This window comes from Burkholderia diffusa (assembly GCF_902499115.1).
In the GTDB taxonomy this organism is placed as follows: domain Bacteria; phylum Pseudomonadota; class Gammaproteobacteria; order Burkholderiales; family Burkholderiaceae; genus Burkholderia; species Burkholderia diffusa.
On sequence record NZ_CABVPN010000014.1, the window covers coordinates 26,859 to 41,983 of the forward strand.

Sequence of the window (15,125 nt, forward strand, 5' to 3'; positions counted from 1 at the left end):
AGCCCGGCCGCGCGCGTTACTGCTGCTTGACGGCTTCGGCCGTGATCAGCAGCTTCGTCTTCATCTTGAAGCCGTACTGCTTGCCGTAGTCGAGGCCGAAATCGTCGCGGCTGAATTCGCCGACGGCGTCAACGCCGCACACTTCGCGCTTGAGCATCGGATGCGGCATGCACTTGAACGAATCGATCTTCAGCGTGACCGGCTTCGTGACGCCGTGCAGCGTCAGGTTACCGACCACCGACACCGGCTTGTCGCCGTCGAACTTGATGGCGCCCTTGTAGTTCGCCTGCGGGAACTTGGAGACGTCGAAGAACTCAGCCGTCTGCAGGTGCTCGTCGAGCTTCGCGCTGCCCGTGTGGATCGACGCGATGTCGGTCGTCACGTCGACCGTCCCGGTCTTCGCCGCGCGGTCGAGCGTCACGGTGCCGCTCGACTTGTCGAACTTGCCGCGCCAGACCGACAGGCCGCCGAAGTGGTCGGCCTCGAAGCTCGGGTACGTATGGCTCGGGTCGAACTGGTACGTCGCGCTGTCAGCGAATGCCGAGAACGACAGCGAAGCGGCCAGCGCGCCCGCGGCGATGATCAGATGCTTTTTCAAACGCTTTCTCCTTGGAACGGCGCCGCGCCCTCGCGCGGCATTCGGGGTGATGCGACAACCCGCCGCTTACTTCGTGGCGACGAGATGAAACTTGATCTGCACTTCGTCGGCGACGATCGACGTGTCCTTCCACTCGCCGGTGCCGACGTTGAACGCCGAACGCTTGATCGGCAGCACGCCGTCGAAGGTCTGCGTCGGGCCGCTCTGCGTGACCGTGACGGGCACCGTGACGGTCTCGGACTTGCCCTTGATCGTCAGCTTGCCGGTCACGTTGTACTTGTTGCCGCCCGCCGGCGCGATCGCCGACGACGCGAAGGTCGCCTGCGGATACGCCTTTGCGTCGAACCAGTCCTTGCCCGCGACCTGGTCGTTGTACATCTTGTCGCCGAGGTCGAAGCTCGCGATGTCGATCGTCATTTGCGCACTGCCCTGCGCGGCCTTGGCCGGGTCGAACTTCACCTGCGCGGAGAACTTCCTGAATGCGCCTTCGGTCGGCACGTTCATCTGCTTCGACACGGCGGACACCTTGCTCTTCGCGAGATCGACGTCGGCGTGCGCCGCGGCCGACGCGACAAGTGACACCGCGGCGAACGCGGTCAGCATGGAGCGGGAGAAAGACACTTTCATGGGATCCTTCATTTGGCGGAGGGAAGCATCCGCGACAGCAGGCCGTCGCGGTCCAACAACTGGTGCTTGAGCGCCGCGAGCACATGCATGGCGACGAGCGAAAGCAGAATGTAATTCAAAGACACGTGCAGCGTCTTGAAGGTTTCCTTCAGCGCAGGATCGGGATCGATCAGGCGCGGCAGCGGCACGATGCCGAGATAGACGACCGGGATGTTCGACGCGGAGCTGTACAGGTAGCCCGTAACCGGAATCACGATCATCAGCACGTACAGCAGCATGTGCACGCCGTGCGACACCGCACGCTGCCACGCCGGCGTGTCGCCCGGCAGCGGCGGCGGCAGGTGGGTCGCGCGCCACAGCACGCGCACGACGGCAAGCGCGAACACCGTCACGCCGATCCACTTGTGCCACGAGAAGTACTTGAGCTTCGTCGGCGTGAAGCCGGGGATGTCGGTCATCACCCAGCCGAGTGCGAAGCCGCAGACGATCAGCAGCGCGATCAGCCAGTGCAGCGCGATCGCGGTGTGCGCGTAGCGTGCCGGCGAGGCCGGCGGCGATTTCGATGCCATCATGGATTCCTCAGTTGAGCGAACGGCTGCGCCGGTAAATTCGTCCGACGCTTGTCACGGGCGCCATGCTACCGCAACCTTTTGTCTCGCGCGGACTCCGAGGACAGGCGCGTCAGCCTGCTGACAGGTTTGCGCCATGTTACCGGCCGGTCACCCGGCAACGGGGCGTTGACACGCCGAAAAAGCCGTTTTGGTAAGATTGGCGCGGGTTCCGGCCCCGTCGACGCGTTCCCCGCCCGTCGCACAACCGCCTTTTCCATGCAACGACACGACCTGATTGCCTGCCACGAATGCGACGCACTGTTGCATAAACCGCGCCTGAGCGGTCGCGAAATCGCGCGCTGCCCGCGCTGCGACGCACTGCTCTATCGCAACAGCACCACGCAGATCGAGCGCATCAGCGCGCTTGCGGTCGCGGCACTCGTCACGTTCGTCATCGCGCAGGCGTTCCCGATCCTCGAAATGGACCTGAACGGCACCCGCGTGCAGACGACACTGATCGGCGCGATCGACGCGCTGTGGCATCAGGACATGGAGATCGTCGGCGTGATGGTGTTCTGCTCGACCGTGCTGTTCCCGCTCGTCGAGATGGCCGCACTGCTTTACGTGCTGCTGCCGATCCGGCGTGGCGTCGTGCCGCCGGGCCTCAATTTCGTGCTGCGCACGATCCAGCTCGTGCGGCCGTGGGGGATGATCGAGGTGTTCATGCTCGGGATCGTCGTGACGATCGTGAAGATGGTGAGCCTCGCGCGCGTCGTGCCCGACGCGGCGCTGTTCGCGTTCGGCGCGCTCACGCTGATGACCGCCGTCGTGCTGATGTTCGATCCACGCACGCTGTGGGACATCGCCGACGACCTGCGCGCCGGGCGCACGCCCGCCACGCCCGACGGCACCGCTTCGCCGCCGCAAGCGCCCCGCCAATGACGATGCCGACCGCCGCCCGCGAGGGCTACGCCAGCTGCCACGCATGCGGGCTCGTGCAGACGATCGACCATCCGCACGCGCATTGCGCGCGCTGCGGCAGCACGCTTCACTTCCGCACGCCGAACAGCATCACGCGCACCTGGGCGCTGCTGATCGCGGCCGCGATCCTCTATATTCCGGCGAACCTGCTGCCGATCATGCGCACGTCGTCGATCGTCGGCTCGCAGGAGGACACGATCATGAGCGGCGTCATCTATTTCTGGACGTCCGGCGACTGGCCGCTCGCGGTCGTCGTATTCGTCGCCAGCATCCTCGTGCCGATGCTCAAGCTCGGCGTGCTGACGATCCTCGTCGGCACCGCGCAGCGGCGCACCGTGTGGCGGCCGCTGCAGCGCACGCGCCTGTACCGGATCGTCGAGCGGATCGGCCGCTGGTCGATGCTCGACATCTTCGTCGTGACGCTCACCGTCGCGCTCGTCCATTTCCGTTCGCTCGCCGTCATCACGGCCGGCCCCGGCGCGCTCGCGTTCGGCTCGGTCGTGATCCTGACGATGCTCGCGTCGATGCAGTTCGATCCCCGCCTGATCTGGGATCCAGTCGAAACCTCAGGGAAACACCATGAATAGTCCGCAAGGCCCGCAGCAAGACGCGTCCCGGCCGCCCGATCCGGCGATCTCGACGAAAAGCGGCTGGCTGCCGTCGCTCGTCTGGCTCGTGCCGCTGATCGCCGCGCTGATCGGTATCGGCCTCGTGATCAAGTCCGTGCGCGAGCGCGGCCCGGAAATCTCGATCAGCTTCCACAGCGCGGAAGGGCTCGAGCCGGGCAAGACGCAGGTCAAGTTCAAGGACGTCGAGATCGGCATGGTCAAGACGATCAAGCTGTCGAAGGACTTGTCGCGCGTGCTCGTCCAGGTGCAGCTGAAGAAGGAAGCCGAGGACTTCGCGGTCAAGGGCTCGCGCTTCTGGATCGTGCGTCCGCGCGTCGGCGCGACCGGCGTGTCGGGGCTCGGCACGCTGCTGTCGGGCGCGTACATCGGCGTCGATGCCGGCCACGGGCAGGACACGCAGACCGACTTCACCGGCCTCGAGACGCCGCCGGCCGTGACCGGCGACCAGAAGGGCACGCAATACGTGCTGCGCGGCGATTCCCTCGGCTCGGTCGACATCGGCTCGCCCGTCTACTACCGCCGCGTGCAGGTCGGCCAGGTGGTCGGCTTCTCGCTCGACAAGGACGGCACGGGCGTCACGTTCAACGTGTTCGTCAACGCGCCGTACGACCAGTACGTCGGCGTGAACTCGCGCTGGTGGCAGGCGAGCGGCGTCGACCTGCGGCTCGATTCGAGCGGCCTGAAGCTGAACACGCAGTCGCTCGCGACCGTGATCCTCGGCGGCATCGCGTTCCAGACGCCGCCGAACCAGGACAGCGGCGCGACGGCGCCGAACAACACGACCTTCCGCCTCGGCTCCGACGAGACGGACGCGATGCGCGATCCGGACGGCCAGCCGCTGCAGGTCGTGATGAACTTCAACCAGTCGCTGCGCGGGCTCGCGGTAGGCGCGCCGGTCGACTTCCGCGGCATCGTGCTCGGCGAAGTGACGAACATCGGCATCGACTTCGATCCGAAGACCAAGAACTTCCTGATGCCGGTGACGATGAACGTGTATCCGGAGCGGCTCGGCCCGCGCTTCCGCGAAACGATCGAGAGCAAGGGCGAACCGGGCCGCCGCGAGATCGTCACGCGCCTCGTCAGGCACGGGCTGCGCGGCCAGCTGCGCACCGGCAACCTGCTGACGAGCCAGCTTTATGTCGCGCTCGACTTCTTCCCGAAGGCACCGGTCGTGGAAATCGACGCGGCACGCCAGCCGCTCGAGCTGCCGACCGTGCCGAACACGCTCGACGAACTGCAGCTGCAGGTCGCCGACATCGCGAAGAAGCTCGACAAGGTGCCGTTCGACCAGATCGGCGCGAACCTGAACAGCGCGCTGTCGAACGCCGACAAGCTCTTCAAGCAGCTCGACACGCAGGTCGCTCCGGAAGCGCGCGACACGCTGTCGGCCGCGAAGCAGACCTTCTCGACCGCCGAGGCGACGCTGCAGCAGGATTCGCCGCTGCAGTCCGACGTGCGCGGCGCACTGAAGGAACTCACGCGCACGCTGCAATCGCTGAACGCGCTCGCCGACTATCTGGAGCGCCATCCCGAATCGCTGCTCAAGGGCAAGCCAGGAGATCAACAATGACGACGACACGCGCGAACATCGTCGCGAGCGGCGCGGCGGCAGTCTTCGCCGCGCTTGCGCTCGCCGCGTGCAGCTCGCCGCCCGCGCGGTTCTATACGCTGAGCCCGGCCGACGCAGCCGCGCCCGTGCGTACCGCGCCCGCCAACCCGTCGTTCCTGATCGAGGTGCCGTCCGTCGGCGTGCCCGAGCAGGTCGCGAAGAGCCAGCTCGTCGTGCAGAAGAACGCCGCGCAGGTCGACGTGCTCGAACAGGAGCGCTGGGCCGCGCCGCCCGCCGACGAAATCCGCCGCGCGTTGTCCGACGACCTCGCCGCGCAGCTCGGCACGATCGACGTCGCGAATTCCGCGTATCCGGCCGGCGTGCCCGTCTATCGGATCAGCGTGAACGTGCAGCGCTTCGAGTCGTGGCCCGGCAAACGCGCGGCGATCGATGCGGTGTGGAGCGTGCGCGCGCTCGGCACGCAGGCCGTGATGACGTGTCGCACGAGCGTCGCGGAACCGGTCGCCGACGGCTACGACGCGCTCGTCGCGGGCCACCGGCGCGCGCTCGACGTGATCGCATCGCAGGCCGCGTCCGGCGTGCGCGCGATGGCCGCGCGGCGCGGAGCCGCGGCTGCGTCGGTCACCTCGACGACCGCGTCCGGCAAGGCAACGGCCGCCGCGCCCGCCGTGCCTTGCCCGGCCAGTCCGATGCCCGGCGACGATGCGGGCGCGACGGGCAAGTCCGGCGCGTAAGCGCGACGCGCGGGCCGGCGGCCGATGCATGCGCGCGGCACGGCTGCACTCGGCACACGCCGCCCGATAGTCATCGTCGGCATCGATCCGCGTGCGCATGCAACCGCGCACGCGAACCTGCCGCCCTCGCCGCCACTGCCTGCGCTGCCCGCATCCATCGGCCGGACGGCGGCTTTGCATTGTTTGTCAAAATCCGCCGGAACCGGCACCATGCAACGCGGTCGGCTTGCGTTTTCGCGCCCGATTGACGATCCTACGCACTTTCCGGCTCGCGCCGCTCGTCGCGCGCGCACGCCGGCGGCGATCCGCCAGTGGTATCCGGTCCGATCGCCGCGTCTGTCGGGGCGCGCATGCGATCCGCGTGGTCCGCGCCGGGGCAGCCGCATCGCGGGTCGCCGCGCATCGTCCGCGCCCCCGACCAGCCTCACCGTTCTCCCCGGCGCCGCGCCCTGTTCCGGCCGGCATCCCGAACCCGCCCGTCCAGGGCTTTCGCTATTCCGTTTATGTTTCGTTCCCTGACGACCCTGATCAAGAAGTGGCGCGCGTCGCGCAATGCGGGCCACCAGCTCGATGCGTTGCTTGCGCATGCCGACGCGGAGGCGTCGTACGCCGAACGCAGCGAATGGCTGATCGAGCTCGCGCACTGGCTGCGCCGCAACGGCGCGATGCAGGTCGCGCACGACACGCCGGCCGAACGCGACGCCGACGCGCGCGCGTATCCGGCGCACGCGCGGCTGCGCTACCTGTTCCACGTGCTCGACCGCAATCCCGCATGGAAATCGCACGCCGCGCGCATCCTGCGCGGGATTCTGCGCGAATGCGACGGCATCTCGCTGCTGTGCGACGCGGGGATGCCCGTACATTCCGGTTTCTTCGGCGCGCTGTTCGAGCGCATCGACGCGTCGCTGATCCCACCCGCGCCGAACCGCCGCGAACTGACGGCGCTGTTCACGCTGATGTTCCCGGCACCCGGGGACGCGCAATGGATCGACGCGCTGCCCGATGACCTGCTCGCGCGCCTCGCCGAGCTGTTCTCGTTCGACGTCACCGACGAAGAGCGCCACGAGCCCGGCTCGTTCTCGCGCGACCTGCTGGCCGCGCTGCACAACCTGACCTGCCAGATCAGCTCGACCGGCCTGTCGCAGACGGTGCGCAGCCGCCTGTCCGACGACGACGCGCGCAAGCCGCTCGAAACGCAGCCGTTCTATCGGCTCACGCGCGCGATGCTCGCGGTCGAGACCGCGCACGCGGCCGTGGAGGACGGCGGCGACCCGAGCAAGCTGCTTCATGAGGTGAACTACCTGCGCGTGCTGCTCGACGAATGCCGGATCGCCGTCGACGATGTGTTCGCGCACCTGTACCGCAACGGCGTGTCGGTCGACATCGTGTTCCAGGTCGAACGGATGCGCATGCGCATCCTGCGCGCGGAAATGCTGCTCAACGCGTGGATGGCACGCGACGACCTGCGCGGGATGGCGCGCCTGACGGCCGAACTCGTCGACGCGAACCAGAACAGCCAGAGCGTGTCGCACCTCATGCGCAGCAACTTCTCGCTGTTCGCGCGCAAGCTCGTCGAGACCAACGCGGACACCGGCGAGCACTACATCTCGCGCGGCCGCGCCGAGTACCTGAAGATGCTGCGGATGGCCGCGGGCGGCGGGCTCGTCACCGTCGTGACCGTGTGCGTGAAGTTCGCGATCACCGGCGCGCACCTGCAGTCGATGCTCGAAGGGTTGCTCGCGGGCGTCAACTACGCGGCGAGCTTCATGCTGATGCACTTCCTGCATTTCACGCTCGCGACCAAGCAGCCCGCGATGACCGCGCCGACGCTCGCGCGCGAGCTCGACGACACCGGTCACGAGGAAGGCGTGAAGGCGTTCGTCGCGTCGGTGATCGCGCTGATCCGCACGCAGGCCGCGGCGATTTCCGGCAACGTGCTCGTCGTGCTCCCCGTGTGCCTGCTCGTGCAGCTGTTCGCCGGCAACCTGCTGCACGCGAACCTGATCTCGCCGGAGAAGGCGCACGCGACGCTGCATTCGTTCTCGCTGCTGGGCCCGACGCCATTCTATGCGGCGCTCACGGGCGTGCTGCTGTGGGCGTCGAGCCTGCTCGCGGGCTGGGCCGACAACTGGTTCGTGCTGCATCGGGTCGGCGACGCGCTCACGTACAACCGGCGGCTGCGGCTCACGCTCGGCGCGTCGGGTGCCGCGAAACTCGCGCACTTCTGTCGCTCGAACGTCGCGGGCGTCGTCGCCAACGTGGGTCTCGGCCTGATGCTCGGCCTGATCCCGGCGATCGTCACCGTGTTCCTGTTCCCGTTCGAGGTGCGCCACGTGACGCTGTCGGCCGGGTCGATCGGGATCGCGCTCGGCGTGCTCGGCAAGGGCGCGCTCGGCACGCCCGAGCTGTGGTGGGCCTGCGCCGGCGTCCTGAGCATGGCGATCCTCAACGTGCTCGTGAGCTTCGCGCTCGCATTCACGATGGCCGTGCGCTCGCGCAGCCTGCGCCGCACCAAGGTGCGCGCGCTGGTCGGCGCGATCGTCCGCACGGTGCTGTCCAAGCCGTCCGCGCTGTTCTGGCCGGCCGGCGCGCCGGCCGCGCGGGCCGGCCAGCCAGGCGCTCACTGACCGTCCGACGGCGGCGCGCAGCCCGAGGCAGGCGTCGCCGCGCGGGCCTGCCGTCTCGCCGTCGGGCCCGGCGCACCGGCACCGGCGCGCCGAATCGGATGCAACGCCGGCTCCGGCCGCCCGCGCCGCGTACAATAGTGGACTTTTGCACGTCCTCACCCGCCTTATGTCCTCGCCCACCCTGTACGAATTCTTCGCTCCCTGCCCGCGCGGCCTCGAAGCGGCGCTTGCCGCCGAGCTGGCCGAAATCGCCGGCCGACATCTGGACGGCGCGCCGTTCACCGCGGGCGCGCAGGTGCCGGGCGGCGTTCATTTCCGCGGCGGCTGGACCGCCGGCATGGCCGCGAACCTCCATTCGCGAATCGCGAGCCGGATCCTGCTGAAGATCGCGCACCGCCCGTACCGCAACGAACAGGACGTCTACGCGCTGGCGCTCGAGCAGCCATGGGAGCGCTGGTTCGCATCGACGCAGACGCTGCGCGTCGACATCACCGCGATCAAGTCGCCGCTGAAGAGCCTCGAATTCGCGACGCTGCGCGTGAAGGACGCGATCTGCGACCGGATGCGCGACAAGACCGGCGCACGCCCGAGCATCGACACCGGCGCGCCGGACGTGCGCGTGTTCGCGTTCCTGACGGCCACCGAGTGCACGCTGTACCTCGATACGTCGGGCGAGCCGCTGTTCAAGCGCGGCTGGCGCCTCGACAAGGGCGCGGCGCCGCTGCGCGAGAACCTCGCGGCCGGCATCTTGCGCCTGACGGGCTGGACGCCCGGCACGCCGCTGTATGACCCGATGTGCGGCAGCGGCACCTTCCTCGCGGAAGCCGCGCAGATCGCGCTCGGCGTCGCCCCGGGCGTCGAGCGCCGGTTCGGCTTCGAGAAGCTCAAGCAGTACGACATCACCGCATGGCAGGGCCTGAAGGTCGCGGCGCTCGACGCGAAGCGCGCGGCGCGCGGCAAGCGCGATTCGCTCGGCGTGTACGGCAGCGACATCTCGGGCGACATGCTCGAGAAGGCGCGCGCGAACCTCGAGCGTGCGGGCGTGCCGTCGGTATGGCTCAAGCAGGTCGACGCGCGCGGGATGACGCCGCCGTGCGACGGCCCGGGCATCATTCTCGCGAACCCGCCGTACGGCGAGCGGATCGAGGTGCGCGGCCGCAGCGCGCGCGGCGAGGTGCGCGAGACGGGCCGCAACCGCGGCAACGACGACGCATTCCGCCGCACGCACACCGACGCACCGGACAGCGAATTCTTCAACGCGCTCGGCGATGCGCTCAAGCAGCGCTTCACGGGCTGGCAGGCGTTCCTGCTGACGTCGGACCGGTCCCTGCCGGGCCTGCTGCGCCTGCGCGAATCGGCGAAGACGCCGCTGTTCAACGGCGCGCTCGAATGCCGGTTGTTCCGCTTCGACCTGATCGCCGGCAGCGTGAAGGCACGCCCCGCCGCGCCGGAAGGCGACGCCTGACACGCGAGACGGCCGCCGCGGCCGCCTGCTGACACCCAGACGACGCCCGGCCTGAGCCGGGCGTTTTTCTTTCCACCGCCCCCACGCGGGCAGTGCCCGCGTGCCGCGCCGCCACCCGCGCGCCGATGCGGTTCCCGCACCGCCCTTACCCGCCAAAGCCGTCAGGTCCCCCTTTTGTCAGCACCGCCACGACTACTGACAGCACGCTGTCAGCAGCACATGATCACACTGCAATCCCGGCGCAATGCAAGGCTGGTTTCCATCAAGAACCCGAACAACAAGGAGCTCGTCATGACGTCCGCAACTGCAGCAGCAACCGAAACCGCAACCCTGGAACGCGCGATCGCGTGGTTCGACATCCCGTCCCTCGATTTCGACCGGGCGATCCGTTTCTACGAAACCGTGCTGCAGACGACGCTGCAACGTGAAGTCATCGGCGGCGTGCCGATGGCCGTGTTCGATCACGAAGCGTCGAGCACGGGCGGCAGCATCGTGTTCGATCCGCAGCAGATGAAGCCGAGCGCCAACGGCGTGCTCGTGTACCTGAACGCCGGCGAATCGGTCGTCGCGGCGCTCGAGCGCGCGAAGCGCGCAGGCGGCGTCGTGCAGGGCTCGGTCGTCGAGTTGCCGAACAACTACGGCTACATCGGCTACCTGATCGATACCGAAGGCAACCGCGTCGGCCTGCACGCACCGAAATGCCACTGAGCGCGTCTACGATCCGGCCGGCGCGGCGCTATCATCGCGAAGTCCCCGTAGCCGTTGGAGTCGAGGTTCAGCCATGACGCGCCGTGCCGACCGCCTGTTCCAGATCGCCGAGCTGCTGCGCGGGCGTCGTCTCACGACTGCGCAGCAGCTCGCCGACTGGCTGTCGGTGTCGCCGCGCACGGTCTATCGCGACGTGCGCGACCTGCAACTGTCAGGGGTGCCGATCGAAGGCGAAGCCGGCATCGGCTACCGGCTGAACCGCAACGCGAGCCTGCCGCCGCTCACGTTCACCGCCGAGGAGCTCGCGGCACTCGCGGCCGGCGCGCGGATGCTCGAGACCTGGGGCGGCGCGCGCTTCGCGGGCGGTGCGCGTTCGGCGCTCGCGAAGATCGCGTCGGCGATGCCGGCCGACAAGCGCACCGCGCTCGATCGCCTGCCGGTGTTCGCGCCCTCGTTCCACATCGACGAGACATTCTGCGCGAAGGTCGACGCGATCCACCAAGCGGTCGACACGCATCACATCGTCAGCTTCGACTACCGCGACCGGCTCGGCGCGCACACGAAGCGCCGCGTGTGGCCGCTCGGGCTCGTCTACTGGGGCGGACGCTGGACGATCGGCGCGTGGTGCGAGCTGCGCGACGACTTCCGCACCTTCGACATCGCGCGGATGGGCGACATCACCGTGCACGAGCAGTTTCCGGACATGGAAGGCCGGCGCATCGCCGACTACATGCGGATCGCGGAAGCGCCGATGCGCTGACGCGCGCCGCCGCCATTCGCATGCCGGGGCGGCCGCGCCCCGGCAACGCCCGTCATTCCCCGAACACGACTGACCGCTTCGGCCGCTCGTCGACGTGCAGCGAAAACACGTCGGGGCGCGCATAGTGTCCGACCACGTCGAAGTCGTAACGCGCACGCACGAGCTCGTCCGTATCGATACGCGCGGTCACGAGCCCGGGCTCGCCGATCAGCGGCTCCGTCAGCAGGTCGCCGAGCGGCCCGACGATCACGCTGCCGCCGCGGATCAGCGGCCGCTCGGGATCCCAGCCCGGCACGTCGATGCCGAGCGCTCGCGGCGACGGCTGCACCTGGCAGGCGCTCACGACGAAGCAGCGCCCTTCGTGCGCGATGTGCCGCATCGAGCTTTGCCACAGGTCGCGCTCGTCGACGGTCGGCGCGCACCAGATCTGCACGCCTTTCGCATACATCGCGCAGCGCAGGAGCGGCATGTGGTTCTCCCAGCAGATCGCGGCGCCCGCACGGCCCGCGGCCGTGTCGACCACCGGCAGTGTCGAGCCATCGCCCTGCCCCCAGATCAGCCGCTCGGTGCCGGTCGGCATCAGCTTGCGGTGCTTCGCGACGAGCCCGTCGCGCGGATCGAAGAACAGCGCCGTGCAGTACAACGTGCTGCCGCCGCGCTCGATCACGCCGATCACCAGGCTCGCGCCCGTGCGCTGCGACAGCGCTGCCAGTTCGTCGGTTTCGGGGCCCGGCACGTCGATCGCCTGCGCGGCATAGCGCGCATACGCGTCGCGGCCCTCGGGCAGCCGGTAGCCGAGCCGCGTGCCGAAGATCTCGCCCTTCGGATAGCCGCCGAGCACGGCCTCCGGCAGCACGACGAGCGACGCGCCGCTGTCGCGGATCGCGGCTTCGTAGCCGAGGATCGTGTCGAGCGTGGCGCGCGTGCCGGCGGGCGATGCGCCGATCTGCAGCGCGGCGATAACTGAGGTGGACATGAAAGCGTCTCCAGTGAGTGGGTGACGCCATCTTTATCGATATCATTTCATCGATCAAATCGATAAAACGATAACTGACATGAATACGGATGATATCGCCGGGCTCGACCTGAACCTGCTGAAGGTGTTCGAGGCGCTGTACGAGGAAGGCGGCGCGAGCCGCGCGGCGCTTCGGCTCGGCCTCACGCAATCGGCGGTAAGTGCGGCGCTCGCGCGGCTACGCGTGATCTACGCCGATCCGCTGTTCGTGCGCACCGGCCGCGGGCTCGCGCCGACGCCGCGCGCGGACGAACTGAAGCCGATCCTCTCCGATGCGCTCGACCGCTGCCGCGCAAGCCTCGCGATCGCGGCCGACGGCGGCGAACGGGTCGGCCGTACGATCTCGATCGGCCTGTCGGACGACTTCGAGATCGCGCTCGGCCGCGCGCTGATCGACGCAGTCGCGCGCGAAGCCCCGGGCATCCGGCTGATCTTTCGGCAGACGCACAGCGGTATCGCGGGCGACGCGCTGCTGCGGCACGGCGTCGATCTCGCGATCGCGTCGGGCGGGTTCTCGGCGAACGGCCTGAGCCGGCGCGCGGTCGCGACGGGTGGCTACGCATGCCTCATCGATCCGGCCGGCCGCGCGCACGCGCCGCGCACGCTCGTGCTCGCCGATTTCGTGCAGCGCGATCACCTGCTCGTGTCGTCGGGCGGCGTGATCGGGATCGTCGACGAAGCCCTGGCCGCGCTCGGCCACAAACGGCGCGTCGCGGCGTCGACCACGCATTTCGCGGCGCTGCCGTACCTGCTCGCCGGCTCCGACGCGGTGGCCACGATACCGGCGCATGCGGCTCGCGCGATCGCGCAGTCGACGTCGCTGCGCGCGCTCGCGTGCCCGGTCGAGCTGCCGGGCTACCCGGTGGAAATCGGCTGGCGCACGAGCACGCAGCGCGACCCGGCGATCGTGCGCGTGCGGGATACGATCGCCGCCTGCGTCGCGACGATCGTCGCCCCGTGAAAAACGGGGCGCGATTCGACTCGTGACGATCGGACCTTCCGCCCCTCGGCTGGCCGCCAGCCGAGGCGGGCGGCGCCCATGCGCGTCGCGGCAATCGGGAAGACCTGTTGCCGCCGCAAAGAACGACCGGGGTCGGATTCGTCTAACCAGACGGCCGGCAGCGTCCGGGCGCAACCGGTAAAATGCCGAACCATGAAACCCGAAATCTGGACCCCGCATGTGACCGTCGCGGCGCTCGTCGAGCGCGCCGGTCGCTTTCTCGTGATCGAGGAAGAAACCTCGACGGGCCTGCGCATCAACCAGCCGGCCGGCCACCTCGAAGCCGGCGAGACACTCGCCGACGCCGTGATCCGCGAAACGCTCGAGGAAACCGCGCATCCGTTCGTACCCGACGCGCTCGTCGGCGTCTATCTCGCGCACTACGACCGCCCCGGCAGCGCCGGCGCGACCTATCTGCGCTTCACGTTCTGCGGCACGGCCGGCGAGCCGGTGCCGGGCCACATGCTCGACGACGGCATCGTCCGTACGCTGTGGATGAGCGCCGACGAACTACGCGCGTGCAGCGAGCGCCATCGCTCGCCGGCGGTGATGCGCTGCGTCGACGACTATCTCGCCGGGCGGCGCATTCCGCTCGATTTCGTGCACACGCATTCGGTCGCGCCGCGCCCGGAAGCATTCGACCGTCAGGCGGTAAACAAATGAGCAAGCGCCGTGTAGTAGTGGGCATGTCGGGCGGCGTCGATTCGTCGGTGACCGCGTGGCTGCTGAAGGAACAGGGGTACGACGTGGTCGGCCTGTTCATGAAGAACTGGGAAGACGACGACGACGGCGAATACTGCTCGACGCGCCAGGACTGGATCGACGTGGTGTCGGTGGCCGACCTGATCGGCATCGACGTGGAAGCCGTGAACTTCGCGGCCGAATACAAGGACCGCGTGTTCGCCGAATTCCTGCGCGAATACTCGGCCGGCCGCACGCCGAACCCGGACGTGCTGTGCAACGCCGAGATCAAATTCAAGGCGTTCCTCGACCACGCGATGTCGCTCGACGCGGAAATGATCGCGACGGGCCATTACGCGCGCGTGCGCGAGCGCGACGGTCGCTTCGAACTGCTGAAGGCCTTCGATCACACGAAAGACCAGTCGTACTTCCTGCACCGGCTGAACCAGGCGCAGCTGTCGAAGACGATGTTCCCGCTCGGCGAGATCCCGAAGACGAAGGTGCGCGAGATCGCCGCGCAGATCGGCCTGCCGAACGCGAAGAAAAAGGACTCGACCGGCATCTGCTTCATCGGCGAACGGCCGTTCCGCGACTTCCTGAACCGCTATCTTCCGACGAAACCCGGCCCGATGAAGACGCCCGACGGCAAGGTGGTCGGCGAGCACATCGGCCTCGCGTTCTACACGTTCGGCCAGCGCAAGGGCATCGGCCTCGGCGGCAGCAAGGACGGCAGCGGCGAACCGTGGTTCGTCGCGGCGAAGGACATCGCGTCGAACACGCTGTACGTCGTGCAGGGCCACGACCACCCGTGGCTGCTGTCGCGCGAGCTCGTCGCCGGCAACGTGAGCTGGGTCGCGGGCGAGCCGCCGGCCGAAGGCTTTTCGTGCGGGGCGAAGACGCGCTATCGTCAGGCCGATGCGGCCTGCAGGTTCGGCCGGGCCGCGTTCGGCCGGGCCGCGCTCGGCGGGACCGACGGCGAGCGCTTCTCGCTCGCGTTCGACGACGCGCAATGGGCGGTGACGCCCGGCCAGTCGGCCGTGCTGTACGACGGCGAGATCTGCCTCGGCGGCGGCATCATCGAGTTCGCGGCCACCGGCCAGCCCGGCCAGGCCGTCCCGGCGGCAGCCCACGCGGGCGCGCTCGCCGAAGCACGCTGACATCCATTCGGTTTAGACTTGC

General features: G+C 68.6%; 15 protein-coding genes. 11 read left to right on the top strand and 4 right to left on the bottom strand.

Annotated features, from left to right (window positions below; all coding sequences use genetic code 11):
• Positions 1-16: 16 nt before the first annotated feature.
• From BTE28158_RS15665 to BTE28158_RS15675, 3 genes are all read right to left on the bottom strand, one after another.
• Positions 17-598, bottom strand: coding sequence for a YceI family protein (locus BTE28158_RS15665; RefSeq protein WP_059535372.1), 582 nt, complete (start codon positions 596-598; stop codon positions 17-19).
• Between the two features lie 66 nt (positions 599-664).
• Positions 665-1,225: a YceI family protein gene (locus BTE28158_RS15670; protein ID WP_059608347.1), complete on the bottom strand. Its 561-nt coding sequence runs from the start codon at positions 1,223-1,225 to the stop codon at positions 665-667.
• Positions 1,226-1,233: 8 nt separating this feature from the next.
• Positions 1,234-1,794, bottom strand: a complete 561-nt coding sequence (locus tag BTE28158_RS15675; protein ID WP_059608274.1) for a cytochrome b — start codon at positions 1,792-1,794, stop codon at positions 1,234-1,236.
• Between the two features lie 258 nt (positions 1,795-2,052).
• Between BTE28158_RS15675 and BTE28158_RS15680 the strand changes: the two genes are divergently transcribed.
• The 8 genes from BTE28158_RS15680 to BTE28158_RS15715 all read left to right on the top strand — a co-directional run bounded on the left by BTE28158_RS15680 (position 2,053) and on the right by BTE28158_RS15715 (position 11,250).
• A complete protein-coding gene (locus BTE28158_RS15680; RefSeq protein ID WP_059608273.1) occupies positions 2,053-2,718 on the top strand; it encodes a paraquat-inducible protein A in 666 nt (221 codons plus the stop codon).
• Complete coding sequence (locus tag BTE28158_RS15685; RefSeq protein ID WP_059608272.1) at positions 2,715-3,344, top strand: paraquat-inducible protein A; 630 nt, start codon at positions 2,715-2,717, stop codon at positions 3,342-3,344. Before BTE28158_RS15680 ends, BTE28158_RS15685 begins: the two co-directional genes overlap by 4 nt.
• On the top strand, positions 3,337-4,956 hold the full coding sequence (locus tag BTE28158_RS15690) for a PqiB family protein (RefSeq protein ID WP_151051112.1): 1,620 nt from the start codon (positions 3,337-3,339) through the stop codon (positions 4,954-4,956). The genes BTE28158_RS15685 and BTE28158_RS15690 overlap by 8 nt, the downstream gene beginning before the upstream one ends.
• A complete protein-coding gene (locus BTE28158_RS15695) occupies positions 4,953-5,690 on the top strand; it encodes a PqiC family protein (protein ID WP_174919952.1) in 738 nt (245 codons plus the stop codon). Before BTE28158_RS15690 ends, BTE28158_RS15695 begins: the two co-directional genes overlap by 4 nt.
• A 503-nt stretch (positions 5,691-6,193) precedes the next feature.
• Entirely contained in the window at positions 6,194-8,317 is a 2,124-nt protein-coding gene (locus tag BTE28158_RS15700) for a site-specific recombinase (RefSeq protein WP_124624887.1), read from the top strand.
• 166 nt (positions 8,318-8,483) lie between these two features.
• A complete protein-coding gene (locus BTE28158_RS15705; RefSeq protein WP_151050022.1) occupies positions 8,484-9,782 on the top strand; it encodes a THUMP domain-containing class I SAM-dependent RNA methyltransferase in 1,299 nt (432 codons plus the stop codon).
• A 291-nt stretch (positions 9,783-10,073) separates the two neighbouring features.
• The gene (locus BTE28158_RS15710; protein WP_124624883.1) at positions 10,074-10,490 is read left to right on the top strand and encodes a VOC family protein; all 417 of its coding nucleotides are present in this window, start codon (positions 10,074-10,076) and stop codon (positions 10,488-10,490) included.
• Positions 10,491-10,563: 73 nt separating this feature from the next.
• Positions 10,564-11,250, top strand: coding sequence for a helix-turn-helix transcriptional regulator (locus BTE28158_RS15715; RefSeq protein ID WP_059535356.1), 687 nt, complete (start codon positions 10,564-10,566; stop codon positions 11,248-11,250).
• Positions 11,251-11,302: 52 nt separating this feature from the next.
• Here BTE28158_RS15715 and BTE28158_RS15720 read toward each other — a convergent pair whose 3' ends face one another.
• A complete protein-coding gene (locus BTE28158_RS15720) occupies positions 11,303-12,226 on the bottom strand; it encodes a carbon-nitrogen hydrolase family protein (protein ID WP_151050020.1) in 924 nt (307 codons plus the stop codon).
• A gap of 79 nt (positions 12,227-12,305) precedes the next feature.
• On the opposite strand from BTE28158_RS15720, the gene BTE28158_RS15725 reads away from it, so the two are divergent.
• From BTE28158_RS15725 to mnmA, 3 genes are all read left to right on the top strand, one after another.
• Positions 12,306-13,226 (top strand): LysR family transcriptional regulator, encoded by a 921-nt coding sequence (locus BTE28158_RS15725; protein ID WP_151050018.1) that lies wholly within the window; start codon positions 12,306-12,308, stop codon positions 13,224-13,226.
• A gap of 192 nt (positions 13,227-13,418) precedes the next feature.
• On the top strand, positions 13,419-13,928 hold the full coding sequence (locus BTE28158_RS15730; RefSeq protein WP_124624878.1) for an NUDIX hydrolase: 510 nt from the start codon (positions 13,419-13,421) through the stop codon (positions 13,926-13,928).
• Positions 13,925-15,103: a tRNA 2-thiouridine(34) synthase MnmA gene (gene mnmA, locus BTE28158_RS15735; protein ID WP_151050016.1), complete on the top strand. Its 1,179-nt coding sequence runs from the start codon at positions 13,925-13,927 to the stop codon at positions 15,101-15,103. The genes BTE28158_RS15730 and mnmA overlap by 4 nt, the downstream gene beginning before the upstream one ends.
• The last annotated feature ends 22 nt before the right edge of the window (positions 15,104-15,125 follow it).